Source organism: Xanthomonas arboricola pv. guizotiae, from assembly GCF_002940205.1.
Lineage (GTDB): Bacteria > Pseudomonadota > Gammaproteobacteria > Xanthomonadales > Xanthomonadaceae > Xanthomonas > Xanthomonas arboricola_C.
Map to the genome: position 1 here is coordinate 63,750 of NZ_MDSK01000003.1, position 16,113 is coordinate 79,862.

13 protein-coding genes are annotated in these 16,113 nt (G+C 67.3%); 8 read left to right on the plus strand and 5 right to left on the minus strand.

The features are described 5' to 3' along the window. Nucleotides 1-75: 75 nt before the first annotated feature. The 3 genes from XarbCFBP7408_RS02800 to XarbCFBP7408_RS02810 are packed head-to-tail and all read left to right on the plus strand — an operon-like array spanning nt 76 to nt 2,710. Complete coding sequence (locus tag XarbCFBP7408_RS02800) at nt 76-273, plus strand: zinc-finger domain-containing protein (protein ID WP_104561180.1); 198 nt, start codon at nt 76-78, stop codon at nt 271-273. Nucleotides 274-282: 9 nt separating this feature from the next. Further along, nucleotides 283-1,395 carry a glycosyltransferase gene (locus XarbCFBP7408_RS02805; protein ID WP_104561182.1) on the plus strand — a complete coding sequence of 371 codons (1,113 nt, stop codon included), beginning with the start codon at nt 283-285 and terminating at the stop codon, nt 1,393-1,395. After that, nucleotides 1,376-2,710: an O-antigen ligase family protein gene (locus XarbCFBP7408_RS02810; RefSeq protein ID WP_104561184.1), complete on the plus strand. Its 1,335-nt coding sequence runs from the start codon at nt 1,376-1,378 to the stop codon at nt 2,708-2,710. The genes XarbCFBP7408_RS02805 and XarbCFBP7408_RS02810 overlap by 20 nt, the downstream gene beginning before the upstream one ends. A gap of 54 nt (nt 2,711-2,764) precedes the next feature. Here the strand turns inward: XarbCFBP7408_RS02810 and XarbCFBP7408_RS02815 are convergent, their stop codons facing one another. Then, nucleotides 2,765-3,685: an LpxL/LpxP family Kdo(2)-lipid IV(A) lauroyl/palmitoleoyl acyltransferase gene (locus XarbCFBP7408_RS02815; protein WP_104561186.1), complete on the minus strand. Its 921-nt coding sequence runs from the start codon at nt 3,683-3,685 to the stop codon at nt 2,765-2,767. Between the two features lie 76 nt (nt 3,686-3,761). Here XarbCFBP7408_RS02815 and waaA point away from each other — a divergent pair, with 76 nt between their 5' ends. Beyond that, the gene (gene waaA / locus XarbCFBP7408_RS02820; RefSeq protein WP_104561188.1) at nt 3,762-5,078 is read left to right on the plus strand and encodes a lipid IV(A) 3-deoxy-D-manno-octulosonic acid transferase; all 1,317 of its coding nucleotides are present in this window, start codon (nt 3,762-3,764) and stop codon (nt 5,076-5,078) included. Nucleotides 5,079-5,463: 385 nt separating this feature from the next. Here the strand turns inward: waaA and XarbCFBP7408_RS02825 are convergent, their stop codons facing one another. From XarbCFBP7408_RS02825 to XarbCFBP7408_RS02835, 3 genes are all read right to left on the minus strand, one after another. After that, entirely contained in the window at nt 5,464-6,846 is a 1,383-nt protein-coding gene (locus XarbCFBP7408_RS02825; protein WP_104561190.1) for a TolC family outer membrane protein, read from the minus strand. 20 nt (nt 6,847-6,866) lie between these two features. Beyond that, nucleotides 6,867-7,523: a protein-L-isoaspartate O-methyltransferase family protein gene (locus XarbCFBP7408_RS02830; protein WP_104561192.1), complete on the minus strand. Its 657-nt coding sequence runs from the start codon at nt 7,521-7,523 to the stop codon at nt 6,867-6,869. A 128-nt stretch (nt 7,524-7,651) separates the two neighbouring features. Then, nucleotides 7,652-8,305: a TetR/AcrR family transcriptional regulator gene (locus tag XarbCFBP7408_RS02835; RefSeq protein ID WP_104561194.1), complete on the minus strand. Its 654-nt coding sequence runs from the start codon at nt 8,303-8,305 to the stop codon at nt 7,652-7,654. A gap of 276 nt (nt 8,306-8,581) precedes the next feature. On the opposite strand from XarbCFBP7408_RS02835, the gene XarbCFBP7408_RS02840 reads away from it, so the two are divergent. Continuing rightward, entirely contained in the window at nt 8,582-11,584 is a 3,003-nt protein-coding gene (locus tag XarbCFBP7408_RS02840; protein WP_104561196.1) for a ligand-binding sensor domain-containing diguanylate cyclase, read from the plus strand. 36 nt (nt 11,585-11,620) lie between these two features. Here XarbCFBP7408_RS02840 and XarbCFBP7408_RS02845 read toward each other — a convergent pair whose 3' ends face one another. Beyond that, nucleotides 11,621-12,505 (minus strand): LysR family transcriptional regulator, encoded by an 885-nt coding sequence (locus XarbCFBP7408_RS02845; RefSeq protein ID WP_104561208.1) that lies wholly within the window; start codon nt 12,503-12,505, stop codon nt 11,621-11,623. A gap of 120 nt (nt 12,506-12,625) precedes the next feature. Here XarbCFBP7408_RS02845 and leuC point away from each other — a divergent pair, with 120 nt between their 5' ends. The 3 genes from leuC to leuB all read left to right on the plus strand — a co-directional run bounded on the left by leuC (nt 12,626) and on the right by leuB (nt 15,952). Further along, nucleotides 12,626-14,065 (plus strand): 3-isopropylmalate dehydratase large subunit, encoded by a 1,440-nt coding sequence (leuC, locus tag XarbCFBP7408_RS02850; protein WP_104561210.1) that lies wholly within the window; start codon nt 12,626-12,628, stop codon nt 14,063-14,065. 71 nt (nt 14,066-14,136) lie between these two features. Next, nucleotides 14,137-14,784, plus strand: a complete 648-nt coding sequence (gene leuD / locus XarbCFBP7408_RS02855; RefSeq protein WP_104561212.1) for a 3-isopropylmalate dehydratase small subunit — start codon at nt 14,137-14,139, stop codon at nt 14,782-14,784. A gap of 94 nt (nt 14,785-14,878) precedes the next feature. Next, on the plus strand, nt 14,879-15,952 hold the full coding sequence (gene leuB / locus XarbCFBP7408_RS02860) for a 3-isopropylmalate dehydrogenase (RefSeq protein WP_104561214.1): 1,074 nt from the start codon (nt 14,879-14,881) through the stop codon (nt 15,950-15,952). The last annotated feature ends 161 nt before the right edge of the window (nt 15,953-16,113 follow it).

Sequence of the window (16,113 nt, forward strand, 5' to 3'; positions counted from 1 at the left end):
GCCCGCTCAATGGGCCGATCACCACGCAGGCTGCTAGAATCGTCGCTCTGCCTTTGCCTCTACGATCGTGCCGCCATGAGCCAGACCGCCACCGCGCCCGCCAATGCCGAATCGCGCTACACCGTGCAGCGCAGCGATCTGCCGCTGAGCTGCCCGACGCCTGCGATGGCGCTGTGGAACTCGCATCCGCGCGTGTACCTGCCGATCGAAGACGAGCCCAACGGCGAAGCCAAGTGCCCGTATTGCGGCGCGCTGTTCGTGCTCGCCGACTGATACTGGCCGGTGCACCGCCTGACCGTGGTGCAACTGCTGCCGGCGCTGCAGTCCGGCGGCGTCGAGCGCTCCACCCTGGAAATCGCCGCTGCGCTGGTGCAGGCGGGGCATCGCGCCGTGGTGGTGTCAGCCGGCGGTCGCCTGGTCCAGCCATTGCTGGACGCCGGTGGCGAGCATCTGACCCTGGATATCGGCCGCAAGTCCTTGTTGACGCTGCGGCATGTGGTCGGCCTGCGCCGGCTGTTCGCCGAACTCGGGGCCGACATCGTGCATGCGCGGTCGCGCCTGCCGGCCTGGCTGGGCTGGCACGCGTTGCGCGGGATGCCGCCCGCGACGCGGCCGCGCTTGGTCACCACCGTGCACGGGCTCAATTCGCCCAGCCGCTACAGCGCGGTGATGACCTACGGCGAGCGGGTGATCTGCGTGTCGCAGACGGTGAGTGACTACGTCCGCGCGCATTACCCGCAGACCGACCCGGCGCGCGTGCGCACCATCCCGCGCGGTGTGGATATCGCGCAGTTTCCGCGTCGCCCGCATCCGGATCGCCGCGCGCGCGCCTGGGCACAGAGCATGCTGCCCGGCCTGCCGGCCGATGCGCCACTGCTGCTGCTGCCCGGGCGCGGCACCCGTCTGAAGGGGCACGCCGACGGTCTGCAACTGCTCGCCGACGTGCGCGCTGCTGGCGTGCCGGCCTGGTTGTGGCTGCCGGGCGCGCGCGAGCCGGGCCGCGAAACCTATCTGCGCGAGCTGGAAGCCGAGGCCACCAGGCTGGGCGTGGCCGGGGCGGTCGCCTTCACCGAACCCACCGCGCGCATTGCCGAGGCCTATGCCGCCAGCGATCTGGTGCTGCAGCTGTCGCGCAAGCCCGAGGCCTTCGGCCGCACCGTGGTGGAGGCCTTGTCGGTGGGCCGGCCAGTGCTGGGGTGGGCGCACGGCGGCGTCGGCGAGCTGCTGGCCGAGTTGCAACCCGGCGGCGCGGTACCGGCCTTCGATGCCGATGCCTTGCGCACCCGGGCGCTGCATTTGCTGCGGCAGGCGCCGACAGCGCCCGCCGTGCTTCCCTGCACGTTGCAGGCCATGCAAGCGGCCACCCTGAAGGTCTATGACGAACTCCGCCGCTGAGGCCATCCCTCCCGCGTCCGTGCTGACGCCCGATGCCGGTCGCTGGGCGCCGCTGTGGGTGATCCTGTTCGTGGCGCTGTGGCCCACGCCCGGGCTGGCCGAGACGGTGTTGTCGCTGGGCGCGCTGTTTGCGACGTATCGCCTGCTGCATGCACGGTTCCGCGGCGGCACCCGGCTGCTCAGCGGTGCGGCCTGGGCGCTGACCAGCGTATTGTTCTTTGCGTACTGGTTGCCGCAGATGCTGTCGGCGTTCGATGCGGTGGACGTGGGCCGCGCGCTGCGCAAGTCGGCCACCGATCTGCGCTATCTGCCTTTCATGTGGTTGTGCGCGATCGCGGTGGCCAATGCGCAGCGGCGTCGGCGCACTTTCACCGGCCTGGCAGTGATCGGCGCGGTGTGGACGCTGGATGCGCTGCTGCAGGCCGCGTTCGGCAACAGCCCGTTGTTCTTCGGCCTGGATCAGATCAAGCAACTGATCAGCGGGCATGGCCTGTGCACGCCGCAGGAGCTGGCCCTGGTCGACCGCCTTAGCGGCGTGCTGGGGCCGTGCAACCTCAAGTTCGGCCAGACCCTGGCCAGCCTGTCGCCCTTCCTGTTGCTGGCGCTGGGCCGGCGCCATGCCTGGGCCTGGGCAGGCGCTGCGGCGGCGGTCGGGGTGGTGTTGGTGCTGGCCGGTTCGCGGGCGTCGTGGATCACCTACGGCGTGATCGTGCTGCTGTCCGGCTGGCAGTTGCTGGGTGGCCGTCGCCTGCTGGGAGTGGTGCTGGTCGGCGCGCTGCTGGCGGCCGGCGTGGTGGCGGTGGCGCCGCAGGCGCGCGAGCGCATCCAGCGCACCGCCCTGGCCTTCGGCGACGGCGAGCAGGGCGTCGACCAGGCCCTGTCCGGGCGTGCGCAGATCTGGGGCGCGGCGCTGTGCATGATCCGCGCGCATCCGCTCAATGGCGTGGGCGCACGCGGATTTCGGCAGGCCTACCCGGCCTGCAATCCGGCCCCCGCGCAGGCGCCGGCATGGGGTGACGGGCCGGCCTTCCATGCGCACCAGATCGTGCTGGAAATCCTGGCCGAAACCGGGGTGATCGGTTTGCTGCTGTGGCTGGCCGGTGCGGCGCAGGCGTGGCGTGCGTGGCGCTATTCGAGCGTGGTGGCACGTGAGCAGGCGCGTCCGGCAATGATTGCGCTGGTGGCCACGGTCTTTCCGCTCAACACCCACCTGGCGTTCTATTCCAGCTTCTGGGGCGGGCTTAGCCTGATGCTGGCGGGTTTGTATGCGGGCGCGCTGCTCAACGACGACGCAGAGCAGGCACCGCCGCGCTAGCGACGCCGGCCGATCGATCACCTGCTCCTGCAGCACGCTGCAGGGCCGCGGGCGTCACTGGTAGAACGCGCTGCGGCCGCCCGGTTGGCGCTTGAAGCGCCGATGGATCCACAGGTACTGGTCCGGTGCCTCGCGCACCATGTCCTCGATCGCCGCATTGACCTGCGTGGTATCGGCAATCACATCGTCGGAGGGGATGTCTGCCAGCGGCGCTGCGATCTTGAGGAGGTAGCGGCCACCCTCGCGGCGATGGAAGTACGGCACCACCGCGCAGCCGGTCAGCCGTGCCAGTTGGTGGGTGGCGGTGATGGTGGAGGCCGGGTGCCCGAAGAACGGCACGAACACGGTGTCCTTGCCGCGCATGTCCTGGTCCGGCGCGTACCACAGAAAACCGCCGCGCTTGAGGTGCTTGATGGTGGCGCGCAGGTCCTCGTTGGCGAACATGTGCGTGGCATAGCGCAACCGCCCGCGCTTGACCGCCCATTCGAACACCGGGTTGCGATGCCTGCGGTACATGCCGGCCAGCGGCACGTAATCGCATAGCAGCCGCCCGCACATCTCCAGCGTCATGAAGTGGCCGGACACCAGCAACACGCCGCGCTTTTGTTCCTGCAGACGCTGCAGATGTTCCAGCCCTTCGACCTGCACGCCCGGACGGATGGCATCGATGCTGCCCCACCAGGCGCGCGCGAACTCGAACAGGCCCACGCCCAGCGCATCGAAACTGTCGCGCAATAGCCGCGCCCGCCAGGCATCGTCCTGTTCGGGAAAGCATAGCTTGAGGTTGACCTCGGCAGCGCGCCGACGCGTGCCGGCCAGGCGCATCGCGATCCAGCCCACGCCGCGGCCCAACGCGCGTTGCAGCGTCCAGGGCAGGCGCCCGGCCAGCACCATGACGGCCAGGCCCAGATACATGGGCCAGTGCCTGGGATTGCGCAGGGACGGGCGGACGGCGACGTTGGCGGGTTCTGACATGCGCCAATTCTAAGGGATCACGCGCGCGCGTCGGCGTGCACATGCGCACGCCGCAACGCTCCCGTATCCTGCAGCAATGCGGAAAGACCCGATCGAATGGCTGTTGCGCGGGCTGTACTCGGCGCTGCTGTACCTGTTGTTGCCGGTGACGGTGTATCACCTGGTGTGGCGCGGCTTTCGCGTGCGCGAATACTTCAACCGCTGGAACGAGCGCTATGCGTCCTACACGCATGCCTGTGGTCGCCCGCGCGTATGGGTGCATGCGGTGTCGGTGGGCGAGGTCAATGCCGCCGCGCCGCTGGTCAACGCCCTGCGCGCGCAGCGTCCGGATATCCGCTGGGTCATCACCACCATCACCCCCACCGGCTCCGAGCGCGTGCGCGCGGTGTGGGGCGATGCGGTCGACCATGTGTATCTGCCTTACGACGTGCCCGGTAGCGTGGGCCGGTTTCTGGAGCACTTCCGGCCACGGCTGGCGCTGATCCTGGAAACCGAACTGTGGCCGAACATGCTGTTCGGCTGTCGCGACCGCAAGATTCCGCTGTACATCCTCAATGCGCGGCTATCGGCGCGGTCGTTGCGCGGTTATCGCGTGCTGGCCCCGTTGATCAGCCGCGCGCTGCGCACGGTGACCTGCGTGGCGGCACAGTCGCAGGACGATGCGGAGCGTTTCATCACCCTTGGCGCGCGTCCGGACCAGGTGGTGGCACTGGGCAATCTCAAGTTCGATATCGCCGCGCCGGCGCAGTTGCAGGCGCTGGTCGCGCAGTTTCGCGCGCATGTGCCAGCCACCCGCCCGGTGTGGATTGCCGCCAGTACCCACGAAGGCGAAGAGGCAGCGGTGGCCGATATCCATGCGCGGCTGCTGCTGCAATGGCCCGACCTGTTGCTGCTGTGGGCGCCGCGCCATCCGGAACGGTTTCCCAAGGTCGAGGCGCTGGCGCGCGAACGTGGCTGGGCCGTGTCCACACGCAAGACCCAGCAATGGCCGCAGGCGCGCGACAAGGTGTTCGTCATCGATACCCTGGGCGAGCTGATGAGTTTCTACGCCTGCGCGCAGGTCGCCTTCGTCGGCGGCAGCCTGCAGCCGATCGGTGGACACAATCTGCTCGAACCCGCTGCGGTCGGCACACCCGCAGTCACCGGCCCGCATCTGCATAACTTCTCGGAGATTTCGCGGCGCATGCGCGAGGCCGATGCCGTTGCCATCTGCGAGGACGCCGAGTGCGTGTACCAGGATCTGGCGCGCCTGCTGGGTGACCCCGCACAACGCGAAGCAATGGCTGCCGCAGGCCTGGCACTGGTCGCCAACGGCAAGGGCGCAGTGGCCCGCACGCTGGTGCAGATCGCAGCGGATCTACCGCCGGTGGTAAGCGATGGCGTGGCGTCTTGAAAGATATAGCTGTGCATGCCGCATCGTTGCAGTAAATCTGTTGCAGTCATGCCAAGTCACGTCATCAAGCGGTCTTGGAGCGACCAAGTCCGAACAACGAATGTCGTGCATTGCTTATAACCATGCACACCGACCATCATGATTGGTCCTTGCCCGCCTACCGTCGCAGGACCTTACGCGGCATGGATGCCGCGTAAGAGCTTACAGGGACGTACTTGCAGCGTGTCCTGCGGCGGTAGGCGGGCAAGGGCCCTCCAGCCAAGCCGCAGATCACCCGCGATGTGGCAGTCGTCGTAGGTATTGCGCGCAGTCGCGCATACGCGGTTGCATCGGACAGAAAAAAGGCGGGCCTGCGCCCGCCTTTTTAGTTACCTATCCGCTCGTCTTACTGCAGCGAGCCACTGCCCTGTAGCTTGGACTCGGCATCCTGCGACAGCAGGCGGTTCACGTCCTGCAGGTCGGTGATGTCGAGCTTGCCGATCGCCTGGCCCAGCAGCAGACGGTTCTGCAGGAAGTTGTAGCGCGACTGCGCATAGTTCAACTGCGCCTGGAACAGCGTGCGCTGGTTCTGCACCACGTCCAGCACCGTACGGGTGCCGACTTCCAGACCGACCTGCGAGGCGTCGTACGCGGCCTGTGCGGAGACCACGGCCAGGCGGCGGGCTTCCACTTCACTGATGCCGGCAACCACGGTCTGGTAGGCATTGCGCGTGTTGCGGTCCAGCGCGCGCTTCTGCTGCTCGTAGGTGTCTTGCTGGATATCGCGACGCGAGAGCGCCTGACGCACGGCGGACTGCGTGGCACCGCCAGCGAAGATCGGAATCGACAGCGTGATGCCGATCGAATCGGTATCGATATCGCGGCCCTGCGTGGTGAAGTTGCCCGCTGCCTGATCGGCCGCCCCCTGGCCGCCCCAGCTATTGCTGCGGCCGACATTGGCACCCAGGTTCAGGGTGGGGAGATGGCCGGCACGTGCAGCGTTGACCTGCGACTCGGCTGCGCTGACCTGCAACTGCTGTGCCTTCAACGCGGGGTTATCGGCAATGGCGGTGGCCACCAGTTGATCGACATTGGCGTAAGCGGCGGGCACTTCCGGGCGGAATTCTTCCGGCAGCGCGCGCAAGCCAACGACGGGCTGGCCGGTAAGCTCGGTCAGTGCCTGGTAGTAATCCTTGAGCGTATTGCGGGCATTGATGGTGTCGGCGCGCGCCTGATCGTACTGGGCACGGGCTTCGTGCACGTCGGTGATCGGGGCCAGGCCCACTTCCAGGCGCTTGTCGGCGTAGTCGAACTGCTTCTTGGCCGCCGCTTCGTTGGTCTCGGCTGCGGCCAGCGATTCGATCCCCACCAGCACCTGGAAATACGCCGCCGAAGTGCGGGTGATCAGGTCGTTGTTGGCAGATTCCAGCGTGAAGTCGGCCGCCTTGGCCACTTCACGCTGCGCGCGCAGATTGGCGAACTGGGCCCAGTTGAAGATGGTCTGGTTGCCTTGAACCGAATACTGGCGCTGCTTGGTCGTCGTTCTGCCATCGACGCCTTCCAGCTCGCGATGCGCCTGGGTGAATCCGGCAGTGCCGTCCAGCTGCGGCAACAACGCCGCACGCGCCTGCACCTGGCCTTCCCGATTGACCAGCCGCGTGGACTCGGCCACGGCCAGCTGCGGATCGCCGTTGCGGGCCATTTCGTAGACCTGCAGCAGGTCGGTGGCGTGCGCAGCCATCGGAGACAGGGCGGCGGCCAGCGCCAGGACGAGGGATCGGCGAATCATCGGGAAAGCTTCCTTGGGAATCAGAATTGGAATCGGGGCGTCGGTGCGGCGCCCTGGAGATAGGCGAGGTCGGTTTCGAACAACGATTCGATGCGCGGCGCGTTGACGTCGCCACGGACCAGGACCGCTTCCATCACCGGATCGTGACCGCGCACCACGAACAGCCGTCCGTTCGGACGCAGCCACTGCAGCCATTGCGTCGGCAGCGACTCGACCGCGCCGGTCACGCAGATGGCGTCGAAGCGGCGCTCGCTCTGCCAGCCGAACACGTCGGCGGTCTCGATACGCACGTTGCTGCCCAGGCCGCTGCTGTCCAGATTGGCGCGTGCAGCGGCAGCCAGCGTCGGGTCGATCTCCAGGCTGAGAACCTCGCGCGCGAGCGCGGCCAGGCAGGCGGTGGCAAAGCCGCTGCCGGTGCCCACTTCCAGCACCTCTTCGCCGGGCTGCAGATCCAGCGCCTGCAACATGCGGCCTTCGACCACCGGCTTCATCATCTTGTGGCCGGCCGACAGCGGGATTTCCACATCGACATAGGCCAGGGTCTTGTAGGCCTCGGGCACGAAGGCTTCGCGCGGCAGGCGCGCCAGCACGTCGAGCACGCGCAGGTCCAGCACGTCCCACGGCCGGATCTGCTGCTCGACCATCTTTTCGCGGGCCTGGGTGAAATCGATCGTCATGGTGCGGTTATCCAACGCGGTGGGGCGAACATTTTACCGGTGCGCGAGGCGCCTGGCGCATCTAGCATCGCCGCGCGCCGCCAACCGGCGCAGTGCCGGAAGTCATCGCCACCACAGGCCGGGGGCCCTCAGCGCGGCGCATACGCCCTCAAAAAGAAGTCCACGCTGGTGTCGATATGCTCATCCACCTGCGCGCGGGTGGGCTGGCCGTGCAGGCCGCACATCATCAAGGCGTACAGCTCGCCCTTGAGCAGGCAGAAGAATTGCGACGCAGCGCGCGCCAGATCCGGGATCTCCAACTGGCCGTCGGCGACCCGCGCGGACAGAAAATCCGCCAGCGCCTGTTGCGTGCGCTTGGGGCCTGCGTCCCAGAACATCTCGCGCACATGCACGTCGCCGGTGCCGGGCGCCATCATCATGCGGTGGGTGGAGATGGCAGATTCGGTGCTGACCATGGCGAAGAAGGCGTGGGCGATTTCGATCAGCTGATCGCGCAGCGCGCCCTCGGGGGCGTGGTCGAACAGGTCGTCCGGCATCATGTGCTGGCACTGCGCACGGATCGCCTCGGAAAACAGGCTCTCCTTATCGCCAAAATGACTGTAGACGGTGAGCTTGGACACGCCCGCCTGCGCGGCGATGCCATCCATGCTGACACCGGCATACCCCTGTTCCATGAACATGGTGCGGGCAGCGCCAAGGATGGCGGCGCGTTTCCCAAGATCCTTGGGCCGTCCGGGGCCGTTGCTCCTGGCCTTGGACTTGAGGGGGGGCGAGCTGGACATGCGTCAATACTAGACCATCGGGTTCTATATTTATACTCGCCGCCCGCGCAGCGCCTTGAAGCGCTCAGGAACGGTCGCCCCTTCGTGTTAGCTACGCATCGGTTTGGTGATGGCCGGTAATTGTTTCAGCTGAATGCCTCCCGGTGTCATGGTGCGTCCCATGCGTGTGGGGAATCCACCTAGGGCGTTGAAAAACCCCCGGTGATAGATTGCCTAACGGTCTGTTGGCGCACGTCGGCAGCACCTTCTGCCAGCACGACGAGGGGATGGGAGAGCGTGGACAGGGTTTGGGCGCATGTGCATGCAGGCTGCGTCCGCAGCACATGCGTGCGGCGGACCGGGCTGCTGTGGCGATGGGCATTGCTGGCCTGCATCCTGCTCGGCGCGTGGCCGGCCGGCGCCCAGCCGCCGACCCATACCGCGTATCACACCGTCACGCGCTGGAGCATGGACGACGGCCTGCCGCACAACCTGGTGCATGCGGTGGCGCAGGGCGCCGACGGCCTGATCTGGCTTGGCACCTGGGAAGGCGTGGCGCGTTTCAACGGCCGCGACTTCACCGTGTATGACCGCCAGAACACACCGGGCGTCGAGCTGGGGGGCGTGTTCGTGGTGGCACGCGACAGCACCGGCGGGATGTTGTTCGGCACCGCATTCGACGGGGTCTACCACTACCAGGACGGCCACTGGCAGCAACTGGGCGACGCTTCGGCGCGGCATCTGGCGGTCAGCGCGTTGCTGCGGCGCGCCGACGGCGCATTGTGGGTCGGCACGCCGCAGACGCTGTACCGCATCGAGCCGGACGGGCGGGTGGTGGATGTCGGTCGCCAGGCCGGCCTGCCGCGCGCGCGCATCACCGCGCTGGCGGCCGAGGGCGGCGGCGATTTATGGGTGGGCACCGAAGTCGGGCTCTATCGTCTGCCCCGCGACGGCAGCGCAGCCGAGGCCTGGGGCAAGGCACATGGGATGCGCGCCGCACCGGTGCGGCGGCTGGCCGGCGATCGTCAGGGCGGCCTGCTCGTTGCAGGCGACGACGGCGTGTGGTGGTGGAGCCGCGGCGGCGGCCTGCAGCGGTTCCGCCAGGGCCAGCGGGTGGATGCATTGCTGCTGGATCGACGCGGGCATCTGTGGATGAGCCTGCCCTCGGGCACGCTGGTGGTCCACAGCGGCGCGGATGCGCCCGACGAACAGATCGCCATTTCAGGAGTGGCCAGCCCGGCGCTGCTGGAAGACGCCGAGGGCCTGATCTGGGTCGGCAGCACGCACGGCCTGTTCCGCATTGCCGAGGGCGCCGCGCACGGCATCACCCACGAGGACGGGCTGGCCTCGGACTATGTGCGCACGGTGTTGCAGACCGGCGACGGCACCGTGTGGGTGGGCAGCGCGGTGGGCCTGGACCGCTGGCGCAATCGTCAGATCAGCCGTGTGTCGGTGGTGCCGAACCAGGGCGGACGCGTGCTGGAGCAGTCGGTGCTGGCCCTGGCCGACGCCGGCGATGGCGGCGTCTGGGCCGGCACCTACAGCCAGGGCGTGGTGCGGCTGGACGCGCAGGGTCGCGTGCTGGCGCGCATCGGCGCGGCCGACGGCCTGCCGTCGCTGTCGGTGCGCGCGGTGCTGCCGGACGGCCAGGCGCTGTGGATCGGCACCACGGCCGGGCTGGTGCGCTGGCGCGATGGCAAGGCACGCCGCTACACCGCCGCCGACGGCGTACCCGATGGCTCGGTGCAGGTGCTGTATCGCGACACGCTGGGCACTGTATGGATCGGCACCGATCGCGGCATGACCGCGCTGTCGGCAAACGGCAGCACGCGCGCGTGGCTGGGCGAGCAGGATTTTCCCGGGCAGAACGCCTTCGACTTCCTGCGCGATGCCAAGGGGGATCTGTGGATCGCCAGCGATCGCGGCCTGCTGCGCCTGAGTGGAGAGACCTTTCGCGTCTACGACCACCGGGTCGGGTTGCCGCGCGACAAGGTGTTCCGGGTGATCGATGACGGCCGCGGTTATTTCTGGTTGTCGAGCAACCATGGCGTGTTCCGTATCGCGCGCAGCGACTTCGATCAGCTCGATGCCGGTACGCGCGAGCAGTTGAGCGTGGAGGTGGTGGATCGCAGCGACGGCATGCCCGGCAATCAGGGCAACGGCAGCAGCGCGCCGGCCGGCTGGATGACGCAGTCCGGGCAGCTGCTGTTCCCCACCGCCGCGGGCCTGGGGGTGATCGATCCGGCGCGCGTGGGTACCTTGCAAGGCCATCGCGTGCCGATCGTGTTCGAGCGCCTGCTGGTCGACGGCACGGTGCAGCCGCTCAATGGCCTGCATCGCTTCGGTGCGGAGACCCGGCGCATCGCCATCGGCTATGCCGGGTTGAATTTCCGTGGCCCGGACAAGGTGCGCTACCGCTACCGGCTGGAGGGCTTCGACCCGGACTGGGTGGACGCCGACAGCGCCAGCGAGGCGGTCTACACCAATCTGCCGCCGGGCCGTTTCCGCTTCCGCGTCCAGGCGATGTCGCTGCCGGTGGACTGGCGGCAGACCGCGCTGTTGGGCGAATCCAGCCTGGCGATCGTACTGGCGCCACCGTGGTGGCGTCGCGGCGAAGTGATCGCCCTGGGCATCCTCGGCCTGGGCAGCCTGGTCTACGGGCTCTATCTGTGGCGCACCGCCAGTTATCGCCGGCGTCAGCGCCAGCTCAACACGGTGATCGACAAGCGCACACGCGAACTGAGCGACAAGAACCTGGCGCTGCAGCAGGCCAGCCAGGAACGCGAAGCGTTGATGCGCCAGCTGGAATACCGCGCCAGCCACGACGTGCTGACCGCCCTGCCGAATCGGCGCGAGGCCGAGCGTGTCCTGCAGCAATGGTTCGACGATGCGCACGCCGGTGGCGCCCCGTTGGCGTTGGCGCTGATGGATATCGACCACTTCAAGCGCATCAACGACGACTATGGCCACGAGGTCGGCGACGCGGTGCTGCGCGCGATCGGCGAAGCACTCAACGAGCGGGACCGGGCGCAGTGCTTTGCCGCGCGCCACGGTGGCGAAGAGTTTCTGCTCGCGGCAGTGGGTGTGGACGCGGCGCAGGCGCGCGCGCTGTTCGAACGCATGCGCCAGCGGCTCGCCGCGATCGCTGTCCAGACGCAGGGCACGACGGTGCGCTGCACCGCCAGCATGGGCATGGCGATGAGCGATGAGGCACCGAGCCGGCGCGAATTGCTGGCGCTGGCAGACCGCCGCCTGTACCAGGCCAAGCGGCTGGGGCGCGATCGGTTGGTGGATCAATAAGGCTGCTGCGTTGCCGGCTGCGTGGAGCTGCCGCGCTCACGTCTGCAGCGGATCCGCCTGCGCATGCAACAACGCAACAAACGCCTGCGCGGCGCGCGACAGGGTGCGCCCGCCATGGGTCACGCAGCCCAGCTCGCGCGACAGCGTCACATCCGGCAGCGGCAGCGCCACGATCTGATGGTCGATCATGCGCTCCGGCAACACGCTCCACGCAAGGCCCACCGACACCAGCATCTTGATCGTCTCCAGATAGTTGGTGGTCATGCGCAGGCTCGGCACCAGGGCGCGTTCGGCGAACAGGCCGGCGACGATGCGGTGGGTGAACGTGCCCGGGTCCGGCAGCACCGCCGGATGCGCCACCACATCGTCCAGCGACACCGCGCGCAAGGCGGCCAGCGGGTGATCCGGCGCCACCACGAACTGCAGGCGGTCATGCCAGATCGGCTGCGCACGCAGCGGCGCGCGCGTGTCTGGTGCCAGCGTGGTCACCGCCAGTTCCACCTCGCCGCGCAGCACCGCGGCATAGGCCAGCTCCGAATCCAGGAACTGGATGTCCAGCGCGGCCTGCGGGTGTTGTACGGCGAAGCCGCGCAGCAGGGCGGGCAGGCGGTGCAGGCCGACATGATGGCTGGTGGCCAGGCTCAGGCGCCCGCCGACCGCTGCGCCAAGATGCTCCAGCACGCGGCGGGTGTCCTGCAGCTCGGCCAGGATGCGTTGCGCGCGTGGCAACAGCGCCTGGCCGGCTTCGGTCAGCACCACTTGCCGACCCAGGCGGTCGAACAGCCGTGCCGACAGTTGCGCCTCCAGTTGCGCGATGCGTTTGCTCACCGCCGGCTGGGTCAGGTGCAAGGCCTCGCCTGCCGCCGAGAAGCTGCCGCTTTCGGCGATCGCCACGAACGCATTGAGGCTTGCCAGATCCATTGCCATTCCTGAAATTCATTTGTTGAATAAACAATATGAATTTGCGTTATCCAAGGCAAGCTCCTAGCATCGACCTCAGCCAGGTGGGTGCTCCCACCATCCGCCACTCGGGTTGCCGCGATGACTGCCAAGACGCTGTACGACAAGCTGTGGGACCTGCACGAGGTCACACGCCGTGACGATGGTTCGTCGCTGATCTATATCGACCGCCACATCCTGCACGAAGTGACCTCGCCGCAAGCCTTCGAAGGCCTGCGCCTGGCCGGGCGCAAACCGTGGCGCATCGACGCCAATATCGCCACGCCCGACCACAACGTGCCGACCACGCGTGCCGAGCGCCAGGGCGGCCTGGAGTCGATCTCCGACGAGGTGTCGCGCCTGCAGGTGCAGACGCTGGACGAGAACTGCGACGACTTCGGCATTCTCGAGTTCAAGATGAACGATGCGCGCCAGGGCATCGTGCATGTGGTCGGCCCGGAGCAGGGCGCCACCCTGCCGGGCATGACCGTGGTCTGCGGCGATTCGCACACCTCCACGCATGGCGCGTTCGGCGCGCTGGCGCACGGCATCGGCACCTCCGAGGTCGAGCACGTGCTGGCCACGCAGTGCCTGATCGCCAAGAAGATGAAGAACATGCAGGTGCGCGTGGAAGGCACGCTGCCGTTCGGTGTGACCGCCAAGGACATCGTGCTGGCGGTGATCGGCAGGATCGGCACCGCCGGCGGCAACGGGCATGCACTGGAATTTGCCGGCAGCGCGATCCGCGCACTGTCGATGGAAGGCCGCATGACCATCTGCAACATGTCCATCGAAGCCGGTGCGCGCGTGGGCATGGTGGCGGTGGACGAAAAGACCATTGCCTACGTGCAAGGTCGCCCGTTCGCGCCCAAGGGCGCCGACTGGGAGGCGGCCGTCGCGCTGTGGCGCACGCTGGTCTCCGATGCCGACGCGCACTTCGACACGGTGGTGGAGCTGCGCGCCGAAGACATCAAGCCGCAGGTCAGCTGGGGCACCTCGCCGGAAATGGTGCTGGCGGTGGATCAGCAGGTGCCGGACCCGGCCGCCGAACAGGATCCGACCCGGCGCGATTCGATCGAGCGCGCGCTGAAGTACATGGGCTTGCGCGCAAACCAGCCGATCACCGAGATCCGCCTGGACCGCGTGTTCATCGGCTCGTGCACCAACTCGCGCATCGAAGACCTGCGCGCGGCCGCTGCGGTCGCAAGGGGCCGCAAGGTCGCTTCCACCATCAAGCAGGCGTTGGTGGTGCCGGGCTCTGGTCTGGTGAAAGCGCAGGCCGAAGCCGAGGGGCTGGACAAGGTATTTCTTGACGCCGGTTTCGAATGGCGCGAGCCGGGCTGCTCGATGTGTCTGGCGATGAACCCGGACAAGCTGGGCAGTGGCGAGCACTGCGCCTCCACCTCCAACCGCAATTTCGAAGGCCGCCAGGGCGCCGGCGGCCGCACCCATCTGGTCAGCCCGGCGATGGCCGCAGCGGCGGCGGTGAGTGGGCATTTTGTCGATGTGCGTGCGTTGCAGGGAATCGAGAATCGGGAATAGAGAATCGCAACGTCCGTCCTGTCTCCGCTCTGCCAATTCCCCATTCTCCACTCCCAATTCCCGGCATTCCAATGACCCCTTTTACCCAACACACCGGACTGGTGGCGCCGCTGGATCGCGCCAATGTCGATACCGACCAGATCATTCCCAAGCAATTTCTCAAGTCGATCAAGCGCACCGGCTTCGGGCCGAACCTGTTCGACGAATGGCGGTATCTGGACATCGGCGAGCCCGGCCGCGACAACAGCCAGCGCCCGCTCAATCCGGAGTTCGTGCTCAATTTCCCGCGCTATCAGGGTGCCAGCGTGCTGCTGGCGCGCGAGAACTTCGGCTGCGGCTCCTCGCGCGAGCACGCGCCGTGGGCGCTGGACGAATACGGCTTCCGCACCCTGATCGCGCCCAGCTTCGCCGACATCTTCTTCAACAACAGCTTCAAGAACGGCCTGCTGCCGATCGTGCTGGCCGAAGCAGAGGTGGACGCCCTGTTCGAGCAATGCCTGGCCACCGAGGGCTACCGACTCACCGTGGATCTGGCCGCACAGCGCGTGCGCCGCCCCGATGGCGTGGAATACGGCTTCGACATCGATGCATTCCGCAAGCACTGCCTGCTCAATGGCCTGGACGACATCGGCCTGACCCTGCAGGACGCCGATGCGATCGGTCGCTTCGAGCAAGGCCATCGCGCGCGTCAACCGTGGCTGTTCGGCGCGCTGCGGTAATGTCGCCGGCGGTCACCGATGAGCCGGTCATGCCAGGTGCGTGTGGCGCGATGTTGATTTCCAAGGCGCTGCGGCGCCAACTGACGAGGATTGCATGAGCAAGCAGATTCTGATTCTTCCCGGCGACGGCATTGGCCCGGAGATCATGGCCGAAGCGGTCAAGGTGCTGACGCGCATCGATGCGCAGCACGGACTAGGCTTCAGCCTGGTGTACGACGAACTGGGTGGCGCGGCCTACGACAAGTACGGCAGCCCGCTGGCCGACGAAACGCTGGAGCGCGCGCGCGCTGCCGACGCGGTGCTGCTGGGTGCGGTCGGTGGGCCGCAATGGGACACCATCGACCCATCGCTGCGCCCGGAGCGGGGCCTGCTCAAGATCCGTTCGCAGCTTGGGTTGTTCGCCAACCTGCGTCCGGCATTGTTGTATCCACAACTGGCGGATGCCTCCACGCTCAAGCCGGAGGTGGTGTCCGGGCTGGATCTGCTGATCCTGCGCGAGCTCACCGGCGGTATTTATTTCGGTCAGCCGCGGGGCACGCGCACGCTGGAAAACGGCGAACGTCAGGCCTACGACACGCTGCCATACAGCGAAAGCGAGATCCGCCGCATCGCCAAGGCCGGCTTCGAGATGGCACGTCTGCGCGGCAAGAAGCTGTGTTCGGTGGACAAGGCCAATGTGTTGGCATCGAGCCAGCTGTGGCGTGCCGTCGTCGAAGAAGTGGCCACGGACTATCCGGACATCGCGCTGTCGCACATGTACGTGGACAATGCGGCGATGCAGTTGGTGCGTGCGCCCAAGCAGTTCGACGTGATCGTGACCGACAACATGTTCGGCGACATCCTGTCCGACCAGGCGTCGATGCTCACCGGTTCGATCGGCATGCTGCCCTCGGCCTCGCTGGATGCCAACAGCAAGGGCATGTACGAGCCGTGCCATGGCTCGGCGCCGGACATCGCAGGCAGGGGCATCGCCAATCCGCTGGCCACCATCCTGTCGGTGGCAATGATGTTGCGCTACACGTTTGCGCAATCCGCCGCAGCGGATGCGATCGAGCAAGCGGTCGGCAAGGTGCTCGACCAAGGCCTGCGCACCGCCGACATCTGGTCGGAAGGCACGACCAAGGTTGGCACGGTGGCAATGGGCGATGCAGTGCTGGCCGCGCTGTAGCAGCGCTCGCTTCCCCGAGGCTCCGTGGCTGTACTGGTGGCTATCGTTCTTCGGACGATAGCCACTTTCGTTTGGTTGACCGATTCGTGACCACATCATTCGACCGAGGCGCTGGCATGAAATCGGCGGATGTCGTGCGCAGGACTGGTCGGCACGCAGGG

Coding starts and splice junctions, on each gene's coding strand:
- XarbCFBP7408_RS02800 (WP_104561180.1), top strand. CDS start 76: ATGAGCCAGACCGCCACCGCGCCCGCCAATGCCGAATCGCGCTACACC.
- XarbCFBP7408_RS02810 (WP_104561184.1), top strand. CDS start 1,376: ATGACGAACTCCGCCGCTGAGGCCATCCCTCCCGCGTCCGTGCTGACG.
- XarbCFBP7408_RS02815 (WP_104561186.1), bottom strand. CDS start 3,685: ATGTCAGAACCCGCCAACGTCGCCGTCCGCCCGTCCCTGCGCAATCCC.
- waaA (WP_104561188.1), top strand. CDS start 3,762: ATGCGGAAAGACCCGATCGAATGGCTGTTGCGCGGGCTGTACTCGGCG.
- XarbCFBP7408_RS02825 (WP_104561190.1), bottom strand. CDS start 6,846: ATGATTCGCCGATCCCTCGTCCTGGCGCTGGCCGCCGCCCTGTCTCCG.
- XarbCFBP7408_RS02830 (WP_104561192.1), bottom strand. CDS start 7,523: ATGACGATCGATTTCACCCAGGCCCGCGAAAAGATGGTCGAGCAGCAG.
- XarbCFBP7408_RS02835 (WP_104561194.1), bottom strand. CDS start 8,305: ATGTCCAGCTCGCCCCCCCTCAAGTCCAAGGCCAGGAGCAACGGCCCC.
- XarbCFBP7408_RS02845 (WP_104561208.1), bottom strand. CDS start 12,505: ATGGATCTGGCAAGCCTCAATGCGTTCGTGGCGATCGCCGAAAGCGGC.
- leuC (WP_104561210.1), top strand. CDS start 12,626: ATGACTGCCAAGACGCTGTACGACAAGCTGTGGGACCTGCACGAGGTC.
- leuD (WP_104561212.1), top strand. CDS start 14,137: ATGACCCCTTTTACCCAACACACCGGACTGGTGGCGCCGCTGGATCGC.
- leuB (WP_104561214.1), top strand. CDS start 14,879: ATGAGCAAGCAGATTCTGATTCTTCCCGGCGACGGCATTGGCCCGGAG.